20 protein-coding genes and 1 tRNA gene are annotated in these 21,050 nt (G+C 57.1%); 20 read left to right on the forward strand and 1 reads right to left on the reverse strand.

Features of this window, described 5'->3' with window-relative positions; all coding sequences use genetic code 11:
- The first annotated feature begins 27 nt into the window (after window positions 1-27).
- From flgH to secF, 11 genes are all read left to right on the forward strand, one after another.
- Entirely contained in the window at window positions 28-735 is a 708-nt protein-coding gene (gene flgH / locus AAGD24_RS09580) for a flagellar basal body L-ring protein FlgH (protein ID WP_085680869.1), read from the forward strand.
- Window positions 732-1,829: a flagellar basal body P-ring protein FlgI gene (locus AAGD24_RS09585; RefSeq protein ID WP_126812867.1), complete on the forward strand. Its 1,098-nt coding sequence runs from the start codon at window positions 732-734 to the stop codon at window positions 1,827-1,829. Before flgH ends, AAGD24_RS09585 begins: the two co-directional genes overlap by 4 nt.
- A gap of 8 nt (window positions 1,830-1,837) precedes the next feature.
- Complete coding sequence (gene flgJ, locus AAGD24_RS09590) at window positions 1,838-2,827, forward strand: flagellar assembly peptidoglycan hydrolase FlgJ (RefSeq protein WP_379867269.1); 990 nt, start codon at window positions 1,838-1,840, stop codon at window positions 2,825-2,827.
- A gap of 5 nt (window positions 2,828-2,832) precedes the next feature.
- On the forward strand, window positions 2,833-4,881 hold the full coding sequence (gene flgK / locus AAGD24_RS09595; protein WP_126812863.1) for a flagellar hook-associated protein FlgK: 2,049 nt from the start codon (window positions 2,833-2,835) through the stop codon (window positions 4,879-4,881).
- A 19-nt stretch (window positions 4,882-4,900) separates the two neighbouring features.
- Window positions 4,901-6,112, forward strand: coding sequence for a flagellar hook-associated protein FlgL (gene flgL, locus AAGD24_RS09600; protein WP_041333186.1), 1,212 nt, complete (start codon window positions 4,901-4,903; stop codon window positions 6,110-6,112).
- Between the two features lie 81 nt (window positions 6,113-6,193).
- A tRNA-Leu gene (locus tag AAGD24_RS09605) sits at window positions 6,194-6,280 on the forward strand.
- Between the two features lie 38 nt (window positions 6,281-6,318).
- On the forward strand, window positions 6,319-7,413 hold the full coding sequence (queA, locus tag AAGD24_RS09610; protein WP_036208178.1) for a tRNA preQ1(34) S-adenosylmethionine ribosyltransferase-isomerase QueA: 1,095 nt from the start codon (window positions 6,319-6,321) through the stop codon (window positions 7,411-7,413).
- A 10-nt stretch (window positions 7,414-7,423) separates the two neighbouring features.
- Window positions 7,424-8,542 (forward strand): tRNA guanosine(34) transglycosylase Tgt, encoded by a 1,119-nt coding sequence (gene tgt / locus AAGD24_RS09615; RefSeq protein WP_041336522.1) that lies wholly within the window; start codon window positions 7,424-7,426, stop codon window positions 8,540-8,542.
- 60 nt (window positions 8,543-8,602) lie between these two features.
- Window positions 8,603-8,965, forward strand: coding sequence for a preprotein translocase subunit YajC (yajC, locus tag AAGD24_RS09620; protein ID WP_036208174.1), 363 nt, complete (start codon window positions 8,603-8,605; stop codon window positions 8,963-8,965).
- 80 nt (window positions 8,966-9,045) lie between these two features.
- Entirely contained in the window at window positions 9,046-10,920 is a 1,875-nt protein-coding gene (gene secD / locus AAGD24_RS09625; protein ID WP_379867272.1) for a protein translocase subunit SecD, read from the forward strand.
- Window positions 10,913-11,869, forward strand: coding sequence for a protein translocase subunit SecF (gene secF / locus AAGD24_RS09630; protein WP_041333189.1), 957 nt, complete (start codon window positions 10,913-10,915; stop codon window positions 11,867-11,869). The genes secD and secF overlap by 8 nt, the downstream gene beginning before the upstream one ends.
- 76 nt (window positions 11,870-11,945) lie before the next feature.
- Here secF and AAGD24_RS09635 read toward each other — a convergent pair whose 3' ends face one another.
- Entirely contained in the window at window positions 11,946-12,743 is a 798-nt protein-coding gene (locus AAGD24_RS09635) for an inositol monophosphatase family protein (RefSeq protein ID WP_036208165.1), read from the reverse strand.
- A 184-nt stretch (window positions 12,744-12,927) separates the two neighbouring features.
- Between AAGD24_RS09635 and trmJ the strand changes: the two genes are divergently transcribed.
- From trmJ to ispG, 9 genes are all read left to right on the forward strand, one after another.
- The gene (trmJ, locus tag AAGD24_RS09640; protein WP_199480929.1) at window positions 12,928-13,782 is read left to right on the forward strand and encodes a tRNA (cytosine(32)/uridine(32)-2'-O)-methyltransferase TrmJ; all 855 of its coding nucleotides are present in this window, start codon (window positions 12,928-12,930) and stop codon (window positions 13,780-13,782) included.
- A gap of 4 nt (window positions 13,783-13,786) precedes the next feature.
- Entirely contained in the window at window positions 13,787-14,560 is a 774-nt protein-coding gene (gene cysE, locus AAGD24_RS09645) for a serine O-acetyltransferase (protein WP_041333191.1), read from the forward strand.
- Between the two features lie 77 nt (window positions 14,561-14,637).
- On the forward strand, window positions 14,638-15,135 hold the full coding sequence (gene iscR, locus AAGD24_RS09650) for a Fe-S cluster assembly transcriptional regulator IscR (protein ID WP_036208160.1): 498 nt from the start codon (window positions 14,638-14,640) through the stop codon (window positions 15,133-15,135).
- A gap of 20 nt (window positions 15,136-15,155) precedes the next feature.
- Complete coding sequence (locus AAGD24_RS09655) at window positions 15,156-16,304, forward strand: IscS subfamily cysteine desulfurase (RefSeq protein WP_127401122.1); 1,149 nt, start codon at window positions 15,156-15,158, stop codon at window positions 16,302-16,304.
- 67 nt (window positions 16,305-16,371) lie between these two features.
- Window positions 16,372-16,800 (forward strand): nucleoside-diphosphate kinase, encoded by a 429-nt coding sequence (ndk, locus tag AAGD24_RS09660; protein ID WP_007152369.1) that lies wholly within the window; start codon window positions 16,372-16,374, stop codon window positions 16,798-16,800.
- Between the two features lie 62 nt (window positions 16,801-16,862).
- Window positions 16,863-17,975, forward strand: a complete 1,113-nt coding sequence (gene rlmN / locus AAGD24_RS09665) for a 23S rRNA (adenine(2503)-C(2))-methyltransferase RlmN (protein WP_036208154.1) — start codon at window positions 16,863-16,865, stop codon at window positions 17,973-17,975.
- A 70-nt stretch (window positions 17,976-18,045) separates the two neighbouring features.
- On the forward strand, window positions 18,046-18,828 hold the full coding sequence (gene pilW / locus AAGD24_RS09670) for a type IV pilus biogenesis/stability protein PilW (protein WP_126813246.1): 783 nt from the start codon (window positions 18,046-18,048) through the stop codon (window positions 18,826-18,828).
- Entirely contained in the window at window positions 18,818-19,876 is a 1,059-nt protein-coding gene (locus AAGD24_RS09675) for a RodZ domain-containing protein (RefSeq protein ID WP_127401124.1), read from the forward strand. The genes pilW and AAGD24_RS09675 overlap by 11 nt, the downstream gene beginning before the upstream one ends.
- A gap of 35 nt (window positions 19,877-19,911) precedes the next feature.
- Entirely contained in the window at window positions 19,912-21,030 is a 1,119-nt protein-coding gene (ispG, locus tag AAGD24_RS09680) for a flavodoxin-dependent (E)-4-hydroxy-3-methylbut-2-enyl-diphosphate synthase (RefSeq protein ID WP_036208144.1), read from the forward strand.
- Window positions 21,031-21,050: the final 20 nt, after the last annotated feature.

Here is a 21,050-nt window from a genome sequence, read left to right on the forward strand (position 1 = left end):
GGTAGCGGACGGCAGGAAGGGGGAATCATGACACCCATTATTACCAACAACAGAACGACCAGACATCACGGCGGCACCTTTGCGCTGGTGGCGATCTTGGTTGTCCTTCAGGGGTGTACCGCCATGAGCCGGCCAAGGGCTGTTCCGGATGATCCGCAATACGCGCCAGTTCGTGCCGAGGCAATGATGCAGCGGGACCCGGAATCCGGCGCTATCTACCAGTCCTCGCGGAACTACAGTCTCTATGGCGATACCGTGGCTTTGAACGTCGGTGACATCCTCACGGTAACCCTCGAAGAGTCGACCCGCGCCAGCAAGAACGCTGAAAGCAGCATTACCAAAGACAATGAGATTTCCATTTTGGACCCGCGCATTCTGGGCCGAAGCAATCTTGACCTGGGCACCGACATTGATCTGGAACGTGATTTTGAAGGCCAGGCGGAAGCGGATCAGAGCAACAGCCTGAACGGCAATATCACCGTAACCGTCACGGAAGTCCTGCCAAATGGCGTTCTCCATATCCGTGGCGAGAAATGGCTGTCGCTGACCAACGGCGATGAGTATATCCGCCTGACCGGTCTTGTTCGGCCGGAGGATATCTCGCCGGACAACACCGTGGCGTCCAATCGTATTGCTGATGCCCGTATTGCCTACGGCGGTACCGGTGATTTCGACCAGGCTAACCAGATGGGCTGGCTGGCGAGGTTCTTCAACAGTGAGTGGTTCCCGCTATGAAAATGCTGAGGTTTGGGATACTGATGATTGCGCTTTCCGTGATCGCAGCGCCGGTGCTGGCGGACCGCCTGAAGGATCTGGCGCGCATCAAGGGTGTGCGTAACAACCAACTGGTCGGCTACGGGCTGGTGGTTGGCCTGGACGGTACTGGTGATAAAGCGCCGTTTACCAACCAGACCTTTCGCAACATGATGACCCAGTTCGGCATTACCCTGCCGCCGGGCGTGAACCCCAATCTTGCCAATGTGGCTGCGGTTACCATTACCGCGAATCTGCCGCCCTTCGCCAAGCCAGGCCAGGAACTGGACATCACAGTGTCGTCTATTGGCAATGCCGACAGCCTGCGTGGCGGTACCCTGTTGATGTCGCCGTTAAAGGGGGCCGACAATCAGGTCTATGCCATGGCTCAGGGTAGCCTGGTGGTGGGGGGCTTCGGTGCCCAGGGCGCCGATGGTTCGCGGATTACAGTAAACGTTCCCAGCGTTGGCCGGATTCCCAATGGCGCCACCATCGAGCGGGAAGTGATGTCGCCCTTTACCCGTGGCGATACCATCACCTTCAACCTGTTGCGAGCTGACTTCACGACGGCTCGCCGGGTGGTGGAAGCGATTAATGGTCATTTGGGCCCGGACATGGCGTATGCCCACGATGCGACCTCGGTCTCCGTCAAGGCGCCGAGGGACCCATCCCAGCGCGTAAGCTTTCTGTCGATTCTGGAAAACATTGAGGTTAATCCGGCGGAAGACGCCGCCAAGGTGGTGATCAACAGCCGCACCGGCACCATTGTGGTCGGGCAGAACGTCAAGGTCAGCCCGGCGGCGGTGACCCACGGTAACCTGACCGTCACCATTGAAGAGAATCCCGAAGCCAATCAGCCAAACCCGTTCACCGATGGTGAAACGGTGATCGAGCCCAATACCCAGATCGCCATTACCGAAGACCCGGCCCGGATGTTCCAGTTTGGCCCGGCGGTCACCCTGAACGAGATTGTCCAGGCCGTGAACCAGGTAGGCGCGGCGCCCGGTGACGTAATGGCGGTGCTCGAAGCCCTCAAACAGGCCGGTGCCTTGCGCGCTGAGCTGATTGTGATTTAGGGGGCGTGATGCAGGATTCCAGTCTCCAGAAGGCCCAGGTTTATACCGATTTCGGCGGCCTGAACGCGTTGAAGGCCCAGGCCAGGACCGACAAGGAAGCGGCGCTTGAGGAAGTGGCGAAGCAGTTTGAAGGCCTGTTCCTGTCGGAAATGGTCAAAGCGATGCGCAAGGCCGGTGATGTGTTTGCGGAGGGTAACTACCTCAACAGTCAGCAGTCGGAGTTCTATCGAGAGATGTTCGACAGCCAGTTGAGCCTGACGCTATCGCAAAAGCAGGGCACCGGTATATCCGATGCCCTGGTGCGCCAGCTTAGCCGGCAGATTCCTGGCATGGATGAGAAGGGTGAGCCGATGGCGGCCCATAAGACCGCGCTGGCGGATTATGACCGTAGCATGCCGGTACTTTCGCCGCGCCTGCCTGAGCAGATGAACAAGGTGAATCAGGTGGCTGACACCGCCCGCAAAGAGCCTGCAAAGGAAGTCAGCACCGTCATGCCAAGCCGGTTCGACTCACCGGAACAGTTTGTTCGTGAACTCCTGCCCGTCGCGGAAAAGGTAGCGGCGCAAAGCGGCATCAACCCGAGGTTGATGATTGCACAGGCAGCACTGGAGACCGGTTGGGGCAGACACATGATTGAAGGCGACGGTGGTTCTCCCAGCTTTAACCTGTTCGGTATCAAGGCAGACACCCGCTGGCAGGGTGAATCAGTGAACATTGCCACCACGGAATTCCGCGAAGGCGTGCCGATGAACGAACGGGCCGCGTTCCGGGCCTACCCGGACTATGAATCCAGCTTCCGGGATTATGTCTCGTTCCTCGAATCCAATCCCCGTTATCGGGATGTGCTGGCGGCCGCGGATGATCCCGAGTTGTTTGCAAACCGGCTTCAGGAAGCGGGTTATGCCACCGATCCGAACTACGGTGCCAAGATTCGCCGCATTATGAATAATGACTCCATGGCAAGGTTGTCCATGGGTACGCGTGGGGCTGAGGAGTAAGCATTATGGCAGGGCTTATCAATATTGGTCTGACCGGTATCCTCGGACACCAGGCGGCGCTGAACACCACCGGTAACAACATCACCAATGCCAACACGCCGGGCTACAGCCGTCAGGAGGTGCAATTTGAAACCCAGTCGGCGCAACGCACCGGCGCGGGCTCTATCGGCACTGGTGTCAGCATCACCAACATCCGTCGCCTGGCGAACGAATATCTGACGCAACAGGTGCGTGAAGACAGCTCTTTGTTCGGTGAGCAGGAAGCACTGAACTCGGAGTTGTCCCGACTGGACAACCTGCTTGGCGGCGAAACAACCGGCTTGAGCAATGCTCTGAACAATTTCTTCGCGAGCCTGCAGAATGCTGCAGAAGATCCGGCCTCATTGCCCCAGCGCCAATTGGTGTTGAGCGAGGCGCAACAGGTGGTAAACCGATTTGAGGCCCTGAATCAGGAGTTCATTCAACAGCGGGAATCCGTCAAGACCCAGATGGAGCAGGGCGTCAAGGACGCCAATACGCTATTGAAAAGCATTGCACAGCTGAACCTGGCGATCTCCGAATCCCCCGGCTTGGCCCAGGGCCGTGAACCCAACGAACTGCTGGACAAGCGCGACGAAAAACTGCGTGAGTTGTCTGAACTGGTCAACATCAGTGTGGTGCAAGCAGAAGGTAGCCAGGTGAATGTCTCGCTGCGCAATGGGCAGGCGTTGGTGGTTGGTGACAGAGCGGCACAACTGGGAACCCGCGATAACGCGGAAGACCCGACCAGATTGGAATTCACACTGACGACCGGTGGCCGGACCCTGAACGTGGACAGCCAAATCAACGGTGGCAAACTCGGCGGCTTGCAACGGTTTGAGTCAGAGGCCCTGCAGCCTGCCTTCGCCGAACTCGGCCGGGTTGCGATTGCCTTGTCCGAAACCCTCAATCATCAGCATGAAATTGGCATGGACCTTGAGGGTGACCTGGGTGGCCTGTTTTTCAGTGACGTCAACTCCCAGGCGGCCCAACGCGGCCGGGTAATTGCCAATACCAGTAACGGAGCTCCGCGGGACGCTCAGCTTGCGGTCGAAATTATCGACAGTTCCCAGCTTCCCGCGGGCAGTTGGTCGTTGCGGTTTGGTGGCGACGGTCGGGATTTCGAGTTGGTGGATCGTGCCACGGGTGAGGTGGTTAACCAAGGCCGCCTGCCGGACCCTGTTCAGTCCGAAATATCCATGCCGGGGTTCAATATCCGTATCGAAGGGGGCACCTTCAATGCCGGTGACAGCTTCCTGATCGAGCCGACCCGGAACGCGGCGGCCAATATCGGCCTGGAACTCGATCGTGAAGAGGACCTTGCATTTGCAAGCCCGGTAAGGGCGGAAGGTTCTGCCAGCAATACCGGCGATGCCACGATCAACCAGGGCAAGATGCTGGATGTCAGGGATCCGTTTACCAATTCGTTGCTGAGCAATTTCCGACAGGACGGACAACTGGACCCACCGCTGGATATTCAGTTCCGGGACGATGGTGGCCAGTTGGTCTATGACATTGTCGACGCCAATACGAACACGGTGCTGCAGGCCGGTGATGCCGCGGCCGTGCCTCCGGTCAATGTGTTCCAGTCAGGCCAGTCCAATAAGCTGTTCACTGAGGATCCGCGTTCGCCGGACTATTTCGGCTTTCAGTTCGAGATCTCCGGCAACCCGAGGCCCGGGGATTCGTTCAGCATCAATTACAACTCCAACGGTGTATCGGACAACCGCAATGCTGAGTTCCTGGCGGCGTTGGGAACCGAGAATACCCTTAACAGCGGTAGCCAGAGTTTTGCTGAAGGCTACGCAGGGTTGGTGGAAGCTGTTGGTGTGAAAACCCGACAGAGCCAGCTGGATAAAGACGCCGGTAGCACGCTACTGGAGCAGTCCACCAATCAGCGGGAATCCGTCTCTGGCGTCAACCTGGACGAAGAGGCCGGCAAGCTGATCCAGTATCAGGCGGCTTACAACGCGTCCGCCCAGGTGGTGAGCGTGGCTCAGGATTTGTTCAATACCCTGTTACAGAGTTTCCGGTAACAGTGCGAGGTGATGTGACATGATCAGAATTTCATCACAACAGATATTCTCCGGCGGTATAAACCGGCTGCAGGAACTGAATAGCAGCCTGAACCAGACCCAGGAGCAGATTTCGACGGGCAAGCGGGTCAATAAACCGTCAGACGACCCGGTTGCGGCGGCGCGTATCCTGAAGCTTGATCAGGAGCTGTCCCGGATCGAGACCTATCAGCGCAACGCTGGGCTCGCAGAAAACCGGTTGCAGCAGGAGGAAAGCGCGTTGGCCAGTTCGGTGGATGTTATCCAGCGGATACGGGAGCTGACCGTCCAGGCTGGTAACGGCTCGCTGTCACCGAATGATCGCAAATCCATCTCCTCGGAAATGAAAGAGCGCATCGGGCAGCTGGCCAACATCGCCAATACCCGTGATGCGTCCGGCGAGTACATTTTTAGTGGTTTCCAGGGTTCCACCGCGGCTTTTGGGAAAGACGCATCCGGCAGTTGGGTGTACCAGGGTGATGAGGGCCAGCGGGTGCTGGAGATCGACGATGGCGTAACGGTGCCTATCAGCGATCATGGTAAAGGCATCTACTCTTCGGTTCCCGCAGCAGTGTTTGCCGAGAGTGACCCTGGCAATGCAGCCGCCGCTCGAATCGATGGTATTCAGGTGATCAATGATGGCGCACTGTCGGCGGTTTCACCGGACGATATCACCATTACCGTTGATACCGTTGCGGGAACGGTCAGTGCTGTGAATAGCCGCACCGGCGATCCCCTGACTGTGACTCCGGCGGCGTATACCAGTGGTGAGTCCTTCGAAGTTGCCGGTGTGCAGGCGACGATTACCGATGCGGGCGATGGCGATGAGTTCACCCTTCGCGCGGGGGAGAGGCAGTCGGTTTTTGCCACCATCGAAAACCTGATTGACGGCCTCGATAACATCGACAAAGGTTCGCCGGCCGGGCAGGCGGCCTATGACGACCTGATCGCAGCGTCTTTGCAGAATCTGGACAATGCCCAGGAAAGCATTGTGCAGAAGCAAACGGAAATCGGCGGGCGCCTGAACGCCGTGGACTCTACCAAATCGTTCCTGGAAGACTCGTCTGTGTACAGTGAGGACATTCGTTCGCAACTGCGTGACGTGGACTACGCCGAAGCTATCAGCAACCTGAGCTTCCAGAGCTTCGTGCTGCAGGCTGCACAGCAATCATTTGCCCAGGTCTCTCAGCTGTCGTTGTTCGATCGCTTGTAAAAAGCCTGCCGGAACAAGGAAGTCCGGCACTTGTTATTGCTTTCAGATTCAACCTCAGTATAATCCCCAGCACTCTCCGATGGCGGCGTGGTGAAATTGGTAGACACGACGGATTCAAAATCCGTTGGGGTAAAACCCGTGGCGGTTCGAGTCCGCCCGCCGCTACCATTTACGATCCGCACAGTGCGGTGTAAACAGTCCATCCAATGAACGTCTCCGATTTTCACTTTGATCTACCGGATGAGCTTATCGCCCGGTATCCCCTCAAAGAGCGCAGTGCGTCCCGGTTGCTCAGTCTCGATGGGCTGTCCGGTGACACCAGGCACTTACGGTTTACCGATCTTCCAGGCCTGCTTCAGCCGGGCGACCTACTGGTCTTCAACGACACGCGAGTGATTCCCGCGCGCCTTTTTGGCCGCAAGGAAACCGGCGGTCAGGTGGAAGTGCTGGTTGAACGTGTACTTGGAGAGCACGACATTCTCGCTCACGTACGGGCCTCCAAAGCTCTAAAAGAAGGCCAGAAAGTGCTGCTTGAAGATGGCACAGCGCTACGGATGAGCGGAAGGGATGATGCGTTGTTTCACCTGCAGTGTGACAGCGACGAACCCGTCCTTGAGGTTCTTGAGCGGATCGGTCATATGCCGCTGCCTCCCTACGTGGATCGCCCGGATGAATCCTCGGACCGCGAACGCTACCAGACGGTGTACGCCCGAGAAGCCGGTGCGGTGGCGGCTCCGACCGCCGGCCTGCATTTTGATGACCGGATTCTGGCCGAGCTTGAATCGCGGGGCATTGAAACCGCGTTTGTAACCTTGCACGTGGGCGCTGGCACATTCCAGCCGGTGCGTGTGGAGGGTATTGAAGATCATGTGATGCACAGTGAAGTGGCCCATGTATCGCAAGAAACGGTTGATGCGGTGAATGCAGCCCGCGCCCGGGGAGGTCGTGTCGTAGCCGTTGGTACCACCTCTGTGCGGTCCCTGGAATCCGCCAGTCGTGGTGGGGTGGTTCGACCTTTTCAGGGCGAAACCGACATCTTTATTTACCCCGGCTATCGTTTCCAGACCGTGGACGCCATGGTGACGAACTTTCACTTACCGGAGTCAACGCTGATCATGCTGGTTAGCGCATTCGCCGGTTATCAGAACGTGATGTCGGCCTATCAAGCGGCTGTCGCCGAGCGTTACCGCTTTTTCAGTTACGGTGATGCGATGTTTATCACAGCGCAGGAGCCAAGCCTGGGCGCCCTCTCTTCCTGTTCAGGGAAGGGCAGCCAGAATCCGGAGAACGATGATGAGTGACCAGTGTTATATGTCCTTTGAAAAACTCGGGGAAGATGGCCGTGCACGACGCGGGCGCCTGACCTTTCCCCGGGGTACGGTGGAAACCCCGGCTTTCATGCCGGTGGGCACCTACGGCACCGTCAAGGGTATGCTGCCGAGGGACATCAAGGATATCGGGGCCGAGATCATCCTTGGCAACACCTTCCACCTGATGCTACGGCCGGGTACGGAAGTGGTGAAGGCCCATGGCGATTTGCATGACTTTACCCAGTGGCAAGGCCCGATCCTCACAGATTCCGGCGGCTTCCAGGTGTTCAGCCTGGGCGAAATGCGCAAAATCACCGAAGCGGGCGTGACGTTCCGTTCGCCAATCGATGGCTCACCGGTAGAGCTGTCACCGGAAATCGCCATGCAGGTGCAGCGCGATCTCGGGTCGGACATCGTGATGATTTTTGACGAGTGTACGCCGTACCCGGCCACTGAGAAGCAGGCGAGTGAGTCTATGGAGCTGTCCCTGCGTTGGGCTGCCCGGAGCAAACAGGCACACGCTGGTAATCCGGCCGCGCTGTTCGGCATCGTTCAGGGAGGGATGTACGAATCGCTGCGGGACCGCTCACTGGAAGGGCTGACGGAGATCGGATTCGACGGCTACGCCATAGGTGGATTGTCGGTGGGCGAGCCCAAAGAGGATATGATCCGTATCCTGGATCATCTGCCACCCAAAATGCCGGAAGACCGCCCCCGTTACCTGATGGGCGTAGGGCGGCCCGAGGATCTTGTGGAAGCAGTGCGCCGCGGCGTAGACATGTTTGACTGCGTAATGCCCACGAGAAACGCGCGCAACGGTTACCTGTTTACCTCCACCGGCATCATCAAGATCCGTAACGCCAGGCACCGGCACGATACCGCGCCGCTGGACGATCAATGCGACTGCTACACCTGCGAGAACTTTTCGAGAAGTTATCTGCATCACCTCGATAAATGTGGAGAAATGCTCGGCTCGCAACTCAATACTATCCACAATCTGCGGTACTACCAGAACGTGATGGCTGGATTGCGTGGCGCAATTGAAGCAGGTACATTGTCGGACTTTATTAGCGACTTCTATGCCCGCCGCGGTGAAACCGTGCCTCCAATGGCGCAGTGACCGCGGGATAAGCCGATTCTGAACCGCTACCTGAACTTTTCTTAAAAACGGAGATAGTCAATGAAATCAATCAAGTTACTTGTTGCTGCACTCTTTGCTGCGATGCCGGCACTGGCCATGGCACAGGATGCGGGTGCCCAGGGTATGGGAGTGATGGGGCAGGTGATCTTCTTTGCCGGCTTTATCCTGATTTTCTATTTCCTGATCTGGCGTCCCCAGTCCAAGCGTGCGAAAGAGCACAAGGCGCTGATGGCTGGCCTGAACAAAGGCGATGAAGTGGTTACCTCCGGCGGTGTGGCCGGCAAGATCACCAAGGTTTCCGATGACTTTATCGTGGTTGAAATCGCTGACAACGTTGAGATCAAGGTTCAGAAAGTTGCTGTTGCAGCGGCACTTCCGAAAGGAACTCTGAAGGACATCTGATCGACCGGTTTTCGACTCAGGTCTGAATTTGCCAAGCTGAAACATCACAGCCGGCCGACTGGCCGGCTTAAAGGGACACCATGCTGAACAAGTATCCGCTCTGGAAAAACCTGGTTATCGTGATCGCGCTGGTGATCGGGTTCGTCTATGCCTTGCCTAACGTCTTTCCTGACGACTTTGCCGTACAGATCACCGGTGCCCGGAGCAGTACCGAAGTCGATCAGCGGATTCTCGACAGGGCTGTTGATGCACTCGAAGCCAAGGGGATCCAGGTCAAGGAATCCGAGTTGCAGGAGCGCGACGCCCTGATTCGCCTGAACGACGCCGAATCCCAGCTGAGGGCTCGGCCGGTAGTGCAAGAGGCGCTTGGAAGGGATTATCTGGTAGCCCTGAATATGGCGCCGTCAACACCGGGATGGCTGGAAAGCCTGGGTGCGGGCCCGATGAAGCTCGGCCTCGACCTGCGTGGTGGTGTTCACTTCCTGTTGGAAGTGGATATGGAAACCGCCGTCGACCAGCGCCTCGAAGCCATGTCTGGTCAGATCAAGCGCGAATTGCGTGAAGAGCGTGTGCGCTACCGCGGTGGCGATGTGGAAGGCAACCGTTCCATTGTTCTGAGCTTCCGCGACGAAAGTTCCCGCAGCGAAGCATTTGACCTGATCCGTGACCAGTATAACCAGTTCCTGCTCGATGAGCAGACAGAGGAAGGTGAGTACCTGCTGGTGCTGTCTATGTCGGAAGCCGAAGTGAAGTCCATACAGGACTACGCACTGGAGCAGAACCTGACCACCATCCGTAACCGGGTCAACGAACTTGGCGTGGCGGAGCCTCTGGTGCAGCGCCAGGGTGCGGACCGCATCATTGTGGAATTGCCTGGTGTGCAGGATACCGCTGCGGCAAAGCGTGTACTGGGTGCTACTGCCAACCTGGAGTTCCGTCTTGAGGCCCGCCAGGATGCGTCATCAGCTGATATCGAGACGTTCCCGTTCCGTGACAACCCTAACCGTGAAGCCCGTCTTGAGCGGGAAGTGATCGTCACCGGTGACAATGTCTCTAACGCACAGCAGGCCTTCGACGAGAACGGCCAGCCACAGGTCAACATCACCATGGACTCGGTGGGCGGCGATCTGATGAACCGTGCAACCCGCAACGCCATTGGGCGTCGCATGGCGGTCCTGTTTATCGAATACCGGACAGAGACGGAAGAAGTGGTTGTGGATGGTGAAACCCGCACGGTCGACAACCGCGTTGTCGAGAAGGGCATCATCAGCCTGGCGACGATCCAGTCTGCGCTGGGAAGCAGTTTCCGGATTACCGGGCTGGATTCCATCCCGGAAGCGGCGGAGTTGGCATTGCTGCTGCGAGCCGGTTCGTTGGCTGCGCCAATGTACTTTGTTCAAGAGCGGACGATTGGTCCCAGCCTTGGGCAGAAGAACATTGATGCCGGCATGATGTCGGTCCTGCTCGGCTTTGTGTTGGTTCTCTGCTACATGGTGGTGTACTACCGTGGCTTTGGTGTGATCGCCAACATTGCGTTGACGCTTAACCTGATGCTGCTGATCGCCTGCATGTCGATTCTCTCAGCAACCCTGACGCTGCCGGGTATTGCCGGTATCGTGCTGACGGTGGGTATGGCGGTTGACGCCAACGTGCTTATCTTCGAGCGTATAAAGGAAGAGTTGAAATCGGGCATACCGCCGCAGTCGGCGATAAACTCCGGTTATTCCCGGGCCTTCGTTTCGATTTTTGATGCCAATATCACCACCCTGTTGGTGGCGGTGATCCTGTTCGCCATGGGGTCCGGCCCGGTGAAAGGGTTCGCGGTGACACTGTCGATCGGTATTCTTACGTCGATGTTCTCCGGGCTGATGGTCAGTCGCAGCATCGTAAATCTTGTATACGGCGGTCGACAGGTTGATAAGCTGTCGATTGGGGGGAAACTGGCCAATGTCTGAAGTTGAGAAGAAACCTATCGATTTTATGGGCTTTCGGAAGATTGCTTCCGTTGTGTCCATTGCGCTGATTGTTGCTTCCATTGCGTTGCTGGCAGTGCGCGGCCTGAACCTCGGGCTGGACTTTACCGGTGGTACCTCCGTTGAGCTGGAATACCAGCAGGCGCCCGCTCTGGACAATGTTCGCCAGACGTTGGAAGGCGCGGGATATGAGCAGTTTGTGGTCCAGAACTTTGGTTCGGACACCACAGTGCTGGTGCGGATGGCGGAGTCCGAGAACGACAAGTTGGCCGCTGAAGTCACGGCCGCGTTGTCGGCTGGTGGTAATGAGCTTGAACTGGTGAGCTCCGAATTTGTCGGCTCCCAGGTTGGCGACGAGCTGAAGGAAGACAGTGGTCTGGGAATGCTCATTGCGCTGGCAGTGGTGCTGATTTACGTCGGTATGCGGTTCCAGTTCAAGTTCGGTATTGCCTCTGTTGTGCCACTGGCCCACGACGTCATCATTGTTCTGGGTGTGTTTGCCCTGTTCCAGTGGACGTTCGACCTCAGTGTGCTTGCAGCGTTGCTTGCGGTTATCGGTTATTCCCTTAACGATACCATCGTGGTGGCGGACCGGATTCGCGAGAATTTCCGCAAGATGCGTGAAGGGGGCTCCGAGCACATCATCAACGAGTCCATTCACCAGACCATCAGCCGGACCATCAACACGTCCGGTACGACATTGGTGGTGCTGTTCGCCCTGTACTTCCTGGGTGGTGAAGCGATCAACAACTTTGCGCTGGCTCTCATCATCGGTGTGGTGGTGGGTACCTACTCATCCATCTATGTGTCAGCAAACCTGCTGGTTGCCCTGGGTGTGGCACGGGAGGACCTGATTGTTCCGCCGAAGGAAGGTCTTGCTGGGCAGGAAGAGGAAGAAGAGCAGCCGCCCGAGTGGTTGAACCGGATGTAAGTCGGTCAGCCACAAAAAAGCCGCAACACCAAATGGGGTTGCGGCTTTTTTTATGCCTGGCCGTTGGCCTTTATGCCTAGCGAGGCAGTCGGCCCCGGAACGGGTGAAGTGTCTTGAGTACTTCACGGAACAGCTTGGGGTTTGCGACGATCAACTGCTTTGCTTTCTCCGTTGAGGGGTTGCCGGAGAAATCGCCGGTCAGAGCGCCGGACTCCAGTGCCAGCGTGACGCCGATGGCCAGGTCAGCCGGCTCAGGACGGAAAATAACAGCGGCGTCCAGATGGCCGGAAGCAACCCGGGCGATATCAAGGGCCACGCAACCTGCGGTTCGGAACATGCTGCTGTCACGGGCCAGCAAGGATGCCATCTCGCCCCACATCAGTGGGTCGTCAGAAGAGCGGGTCTGGTCGAGAAGATTGCTGACCACGGCTGCACGGTCGGCATGCTTGACGTCGCTGGTACGCACCCGCCGACTGTTTAGTGCAGCACCGTGGCCGCGACTGGCAGAGTATTCCTCACCGGTGACCGGATTGATCAGCAGCAGGTTCTCGGTGCGGTTGTTTTTCTTTTGCAGCAACGCAACGGCGAAGTCAGGAATGCCGCGCAAAAAATTCTCACGTCCGAGTACCGGGAAAATGTGCCAGCTCTTGTCGTTACCGTCGGCGTCCGCCTCATTCAAAGGAGCGATGGCGTGGTCCTTGTAGGCTTTGTCGAGCTGTTCGGAAAAATTGTCGTAAATGGACTGTTCGACCCGCTCCAGTTGCTTGCGGCGGTCTTCGCTGTCGCCGTTGGGTTCCTGGCGTTCGAAGTGTGCTTTCAGATAGTCGGACCCCTGACGCGCGACGCGCAGGGCCATTTTGATTGCTGGTTGCATCTGAGTGTTCATTATCCGGGTGTGTGAAGGCCGCATAGCATATCAAAAACTGACCCGCCTTGTATGTTTTTCCACTCCGCAGTGTCACGGATGGCGCTGTATCAGGGCATGTCCGGAGAGGCGGGGAAGGGGGTAGATCTGCTATCATGCGCACCTTTCCAGTTTTTATAGAGATTCTACCGCCATGCACAAGCCAGCTAAGCCCCTGGAGGGCCCTGACACCTACAACGACCAGATCCGGATTGTCCTGGTTGAGACGTCCCATTCCGGTAACATCGGTGCGGTCGCCAGGGCCATGAAAAACATGGGGCTGGGAAACCTGTGGCTGGTAAATCCTGCGTCTTTTCCTGATGAGGCCTCCTACGCCCGTGCAGCGGGCGCCTCCGATATTCTCGACAAGGCCACGGTTGTTTCGACTCTGGACGAAGCTATTGCCGATTGTGTGTGCGTTATGGGTACCAGCGCGAGAGGGCGAAAGGTCCCCTGGCCGGTTATCGCTCCACCAGACGCCGCGGCCAAGGCTTCGCAGCAGTCAGAAGCGGGGCAGGTGGCGCTGGTCTTTGGGCGTGAGAACCATGGGCTGAGCAATGAAGAGTTGCAGCGTTGTCATTTCCACATTCATATCCCGTCAAATCCCGATTACAGTTCCCTGAATCTGGCCATGGCGGTTCAGGTAATGTGCTATGAATTGCGTATGCATTATCTGAAAGGCCTTGAAGGTGGCGACGGCAGCCCATATCTCAAGCCTATGATGGCGCCCGGCGATGAAGGTTGGGATGTACCGCCCGCGCCTGTCCGCGATGTTGAGGGTTTTTTCAATCATCTTGAACAGGTGCTTGTGGATGTGGACTTTCACCGCCGGGACAATCCCCGTCAGTTGATGACGCGGCTGCGGCGGCTGTTCCAGCGTGCCGGGCTGGATCAGATGGAGATCAATATCCTTCGGGGAATACTGACCGCCGTCCAGAAGTCGGCTGGTGCTGCGGATACCGCAAAAAATACGTCAAAGGCTGGTTCAACGGCCGGTGAACAGGAATAGGGTTATGTTTGAACGTCTAAGGGAAGATGTGAACAGCGTGTTTCATCGTGATCCCGCCGCTCGCAATACTTTCGAGGTGCTGACCAATTACCCGGGTTTGCACGCGCTCCTGTGCCACCGGTTCTCCCATTGGCTTTGGGGTCTTGGCCTGAAGTGGATTGCACGAACGTTTTCTTCGATCGCCCGTTGGCTGACTGGCATCGAAATTCATCCCGGTGCCACGATCGGGCGGCGTTTCTTTATCGATCACGGCATGGGTGTTGTCATTGGTGAGACCACGGTGATCGGTGACGACGTCACGCTTTATCAGGGCGTTACCCTGGGAGGGACGAGTTGGAACAAGGGTAAGCGCCATCCGACGCTGGGTGACGGTGTTGTGGTGGGTGCCGGTGCCAAGATCCTCGGGCCGTTTACGGTGGGCGAGGGCGCCAAGATTGGCTCTAACTCCGTGGTGACCAAAGAGGTTCCGCCTGGCGCGACGGTTGTCGGTATTCCTGGTCGGGTTGTGGTGAAGCGCAAAGGGGAAGATGACGCCCGGCGCAAGGAAATGGAAGAACGCATGGGCTTCGATGCCTATGGTGTGACCGAGGAAATGCCGGACCCGGTAGCCCGGGCCATGCGCAGCCTGCTGGATCATATGCATGCTGTGGATGACCGCATTGAGAATATGTGCAAAGCGCTTCGCAAGGTGAACAGTGAATACCAGAACGGCGAGTTGCCGCCGCTGCAGGAGGAGGATTTTGACTGCGTGCGGGACGACGAGCCGTCGCAACGGTGAATACTTGACTGTTTTGGTAGGTCAATTCATACTCGGCGTTGTTAAAGCCGAATCAATCCCTGACCGGGGCTGACGTTATGAGACTGACCACCAAAGGCCGCTATGCGGTGACGGCAATGCTGGATCTCGCCCTTCATGGGGATCAGGGGCCGGTGAGTCTGGCTGACATTTCTGCCCGGCAGGAGATTTCCCTCTCGTATCTCGAGCAGTTATTTTCCCGCCTTCGCCGTCACAAACTGGTGACGAGTATCCGGGGCCCTGGCGGTGGTTATCGCCTGAGCCGTGAGGCAGACTCCGTCTTTATTGCGGAAGTTGTCGACGCGGTCAGCGAATCCCTGGATACCACCCGTTGCGGCAACAAGGGTGATTGCCAGAATGGCGAGAAATGCCTGACCCACCACCTGTGGTCTGATCTCAGTGATCAGATTCATCAGTTCCTCAGTGATATCAGTCTTGGGGACCTGATGCGTAAACGGGAGATTCAGGTGGTTGCCGATCGGCAGAACAGGCGCCATTCAGACGGCGACTCACAGACGATTAACACCGAGCGCCTTACGGATCAGGCGCCGGCCTGAACGACTATCCTGAAACTTCTATGAAAAAGCCCGTCTATCTGGATTATGCGGCCACCACGCCCGTAGACCCTGCCGTTGCCGAAGAAATGGTCAAATACCTGACGCCTGATGGTGTGTTTGGCAACCCTGCCTCACGCTCCCATGGCTTTGGCTGGCAGGCCGAAGCCGCCGTTGAAGGTGCTCGCCGTCAGGTGGCCAGTCTGATCCATGCAGACCCACGTGAGATTGTGTGGACGTCCGGCGCTACCGAGTCCGACAACCTCGCCATCAAGGGTGCTGTTACAGGCAAGAACAATCCGCACATTGTGACATCGATGATTGAACACAAGGCGGTGCTTGATACCTGCAAGTGGCTTGAAGGGCAGGGTGTTGAGGTGACCTGGCTGAAACCGGGCGCGGACGGGCGGGTGTCCTGTCAACAGGTTGAAGATGCGCTCCGGGACAATACCGCTTTGGTCAGCCTGATGATGGTCAACAATGAACTGGGTAGCCAAACGGATATCGCCGCCATCGGTACCATGCTTCGCGAACGCGGTGTGCTGTTTCATGTGGACGCGGCGCAGGCGGCTGGCAAGACCGAGGTGGATGTGGGAGCCATGCCAGTGGATCTGTTGTCCTTGTCGGGGCACAAGGTATACGGGCCCAAGGGTATTGGCGCCCTCTATGTGCGGCGTTCTCCGGACGTGCGAATTGAATCGCAGATTCATGGCGGTGGTCATGAGCGGGGCATGCGTTCCGGCACACTACCTACGCACCAAATCGTCGGCATGGGCAAAGCCTTTGATCTGGCCGGCGAAAAACTCGAGCAGGAGAAGGCGCGGCTGGAATCCCTGCGGAAGCGTTTCATGTCGGGTCTTGAAGGTCTTGAGGGCGTGACGCTTAACGGCAGTGCCGAACATCGGGTGCCGGGTATCATCAACCTCTCGTTTGCCGGTGTCGATGCGGAATCCCTGATGCTGGGATTGCGTGAATTGGCGGTTTCGTCTGGTTCGGCCTGTTCTTCGGCCACTATTGAGCCTTCGTTTGTACTCAAGGGCATTGGGCTGGATGATGAGCAGGCGCATCGAGCTCTCCGGTTTTCCTTTGGACGCTTTTCGACGGAAGAGGAGGCAGACTTCGCAGCGGCGCAAATCGTTGACGTTGTAACCCGTCTCCGTTCAGTGCGGTAGGCAGTTGCCTCCGGACTGCGTATAATCCCAACCCTGAAATTTTTCTGAACCTGAATGGAGATAGATCATGTCAAATGAGCGCACGCTCTCGATTATCAAGCCCGATGCAGTCGCAAAAAATGTGATCGGCGAAATCTACACACGCTTCGAAAAAGCGGACCTGACCATCGTCGCTGCGAAAATGATGCACCTGACCCAGGAGCAGGCAGAAGGGTTCTACGCCGAGCACAAGGAGCGCCCGTTTTTCAATGATCTGGTTGCGTTCATGACCTCCGGCCCTGTGGTTGTTCAGGTTCTGGAAGGCAATGGTGCTATCCTGAAGAATCGTGACCTGATGGGAGCAACCAACCCCAAGGAAGCGGAAGCAGGCACCATTCGTGCCGACTTTGCATCTTCAATTGACGCAAACGCTGTTCATGGTTCAGATTCCGCCGCGTCAGCTGAGCGCGAAATTGCGTATTTCTTTAATGACAGTGAGATCTGCCCGCGCGGCTGATCAGGCTGTATCGGGCCGGACATACGTCCGGCCCGTATTGGTTATTTGATTGAGGTTATGAAATGACAGCTGTTGCTGAGAAAACCAACCTTCTGGGAATGCCCAAGGCCAAAATGGAGGCCTTTTTTGAATCCCTGGGGGAGAAACGTTTCCGCGCAACACAGGTGCTGCAATGGATTCACCAGCGCGGGGCCGATGACTTCGATCAAATGACCAATATGAGTCGGGTGCTGCGGGAAAAGCTGAAGGCCGTTGCGGAAATTCGTGGGCCGGAGGTGGTGTACGACGAGTCCTCCAAAGACGGTACCCGCAAATGGGTCATGCGCATGGACAACGGCAACAGTGTTGAAACCGTGCTCATACCTGACGGCGAGCGCGGCACGCTGTGCGTATCGTCGCAGATTGGCTGCAGCCTCGATTGCACGTTTTGTTCAACGGGCAAGCGTGGATTTAACCGCAATCTTACCGCTGCCGAAATCATCGGGCAGGTCTGGGTTGCGCGTAAGGCGTTCATGCCATTTGAACCCGGCCCGGACCGCCCGATTACCAATGTGGTAATGATGGGGATGGGTGAACCGTTGCTGAACTTCGACAACGTTGTCGATGCCATGAACCTGATGATGGAGGACCTGGCGTACGGCATTTCCAAGCGACGTGTCACCGTCAGCACCTCTGGGGTGGTTCCGGCACTGGACAAATTGGGTGAAGTTACCGATGTTTCACTGGCCATTTCGCTCCATGCGCCCAATGATGAGTTGCGTAACCAGTTGGTGCCGTTGAATAAAAAGTACCCTATTGCGGAGTTGCTGGCAGCGACGCGTCGTTATCTTGCACGTCTGCCTGACAAGCGGAAGGCAACCATTGAGTACACGGTCATCGAAGGCGTTAATGATCAGCCTGAGCACGCCAGGGAACTCGCTGTTGTTCTTCGCGGCCTGCCGTGCAAGATTAACCTGATCCCGTTCAATCCGTTTCCCGAGAGCGATTTTCGCCGTCCCAGTAACAACGCGACCCGCCGTTTCCAGGCAGTCCTGAACGAGGCCGGCTTTATCGCCACGGTGAGAACCACTCGCGGTGATGATATCGATGCAGCCTGTGGTCAGCTGGTAGGGATGGTGGAAGACCGCACCAAGCGTAGTCAGCGTTATATCCAGGTGCAGCAGGTCAGTCCGTAAACCCGGTGCCGATATGCACCTTCCAATTCAAGAGGAATTGCCGACTGTGACATTTATTCCAGTGAAAAGGATGCGAGCCGCGCTTGTCGTGGTATTGCTGGCGATGTTTGTCGCAGGGTGTGTGACCAATACCGATAGCCGGTTTGCCCGCGAGGCAGATCGCGACAAGGCCGTCAGGAATTATGTCCAGTTGGGTACCGCCTACATCGGCCAGGATAATCTCGAAAGGGCCCGGCATCACCTTGAACGAGCACTAGAATTGTCTCCCGATGACCCCGGGGCGCTGGCAGCCATGGGGCTGATCTATAACGCCGAGGGCGAACCGGAACTGGCTGAGCGGTCGTTCCGGGAGTCACTCGATAGTGATCAGGGCTATACCCGCGGGCGGGTTTATTACGGTGCCTTCCTGTACGGTGCGGGCCGATTCGAGGACTCCCGTGAACAGTTTCTGGCCGCGTCGAGGGATACGTCCTACAACGACAGGGCATCCGTGTTTTTTAACCTAGGATTGACGGAAGAGAGAATTGGCAACCTTGAGGGCGCCACGACGGCGTACCGGCGCGCCGTTGAATTATCCCGTGGTGATGCAAAGTCACTGCTTGCGCTGTCACGGACGTTGGTCGAATCCGGAGAGCTCCAGGCCGCCTCTCGTCACTACAGCCGCCTGATGACGTTGATGCAACGGAACCAGAATCTCCGCCATTCTCCTGAAAGTCTTTTTACCGGCATCCGCATTGCCCGGCATCAGGGCGACAGGAACCGGGAATCGAGTCTTGCGCTCCAACTGAAGAACAATTTTCCAAACTCTGTCGAATACCAACAATACAGGGTGATGACATCCAATGGACAGTGATGACGCACAACAACCGTCGGGCCTGAGTGAGCCTACGGGCCAGTTGCTCAAACGTGCGCGTGAGCAGAAGGGGCTCAGTGTTTCCGCCGTGGCCGATGCCCAGCACCTTCGCCCGGCGATAATACAGGCGATAGAGGACGGGCATTATGAACAGATCGACAGTGAACTGTTCCTTAAAGGCTATGTCAGAACCTACGCACGACAGGTTGACCTTGATCCGGATGCGGTGATCGCGACGCTGGATGAGGAGCTCGAACCGCTACGACAGCAAAAAGTGCAGGCAGAAGAAGCGAATCCGCTGATTGATATCGAGCGTCGCAGGCGTCGCAAGCGACGCGTTGCAAAGTTTCTGCTTCTCCTGCTGGCCATAGCAGTAATTGCCTTTCTCGCATTGCGCTTTATGGGCGAATTGGACGGTATAACAGGCGACACGACGGAACCGGCTGTGTCCTCGGAAACGGCTGCTCCCGCGCAGCCTGAACCGTCCGAAGAGACGGTGTCGGTGGACGACACTGTCGATACCGAGTTAGCCGAGCCTGAAACCGAGGAAGAGGCCGATAGGCTATCCGCGCCGGTTGATGAAGCGTCGATCGTTGAGGACAATAGCGAGTTGGCAGAGCTGCCTGAGGACCCTCAGGTGAATGAGCAGGTCTCTGGCTCTCCGGCCCCGACGGTTGAAGACGATTCCGCTCCCGCTGCGCAACCTGCTGTCGATGAGATTGATGAGAGCCAGGTTCCGGTGGTGACCAGTGAGCCGGAGCCAGCGTTTCAGGAGAGCGCCCAGCCAACGGCTGCCGTCGGCAGCGCTCGCCTGGAAATGACATTCAGCGATGAGTGCTGGGTTCAGGTAACCGATTCGGCGGGCAATCGCCTGGTGGGATCCCTGCAACGGGATGGTGACAGGATTAATGTATCAGGCAGGCTGCCCATCGACGTTGTTGTCGGCGCAGTCGATGCCATCGAATCTATAAGATTTGATGGCCAACCGATTGACCTTTCCGGTTATCGGGTCGTCAACAACCGAGCAGAATTCTCGCTGGATATCTGAACGTTTCGAACCCTCTTTTGCGGTTAGCAGGCTATATGAATCACGAATCTCCGATCAAAAGACGCAAATCACGCCAGATAATGGTAGGCGATGTTCCCGTGGGTGGCGATGCGCCTATTGCTGTCCAGAGCATGACCAACACCAACACCTGTGACGTGGATGCAACCGTTGGCCAGATCCGCGCCCTGCAGGAAGCTGGAGCGGACATTGTGCGGGTATCCGTGCCTACAATGGATGCTGCGGAAGCGTTCGGCAAGATTCGCTCAATGGTGTCGGTACCATTGGTGGCTGACATCCATTTCGATCACCGAATTGCTCTGCGGGTGGCGGAACTGGGTGTTGATTGTCTTCGTATCAACCCGGGTAATATCGGTCGGGATGACCGTGTCAGCGCCGTGATCAGCGCCGCGCGGGATGGCAATATCCCGATTCGTATTGGCGTCAACGCGGGCTCGCTGGAAAAGGCACTGCAACGTAAGTACGGGGAACCGACACCCGAGGCTCTGGTTGAGTCGGCCATGCGCCATATCGACATTCTCGACCGTCATGATTTTCAGGACTTCAAGGTGAGCCTGAAGGCCTCAGAGGTCTTCATGACGGTGGCGGCATATCGTCAGATTGCTGCACAGATAGAACAACCCCTGCATCTGGGTATTACCGAGGCTGGTGGCTTTCGCTCCGGGACAGTGAAGTCCTCTGTTGGCCTGGGCATGCTGCTGATGGACGGCATTGGGGATACCATCAGAGTATCGCTCGCGGCAGACCCGGTGCAGGAGATCAAGGTCGGCTACGATATTCTCAAAAGCTTGCGCCTGCGCAGCCGGGGTATCAACTTCGTCGCGTGCCCAAGCTGCTCACGCCAGAATTTCGATGTCATCCAGACCATGAATGACCTTGAGGCTCGTCTGGAAGACGTCAACGAGTCCCTGGATGTTGCCATCATTGGCTGTATTGTAAACGGGCCGGGCGAGGCCAAGGTTGCTGACCTGGGCTTGACCGGCGGCAGCCCCAAGAACCTGTTCTACGCGTCGGGCAAGCCCAATCAGAAGCTCGACAATGCCAACCTGACCGACGACCTGGAACGGCTGATCCGTGAGGAAGTGGCGCGTCGCAAGGAAAAGGAAGAAGCGATCATTACCCGGTCGGCCGACTGAGAGCAGATCGTCAAATCACC

The sequence above is a fragment of the Marinobacter sp. M5B genome (genome assembly GCF_042604615.1).
GTDB lineage: Bacteria > Pseudomonadota > Gammaproteobacteria > Pseudomonadales > Oleiphilaceae > Marinobacter > Marinobacter salarius.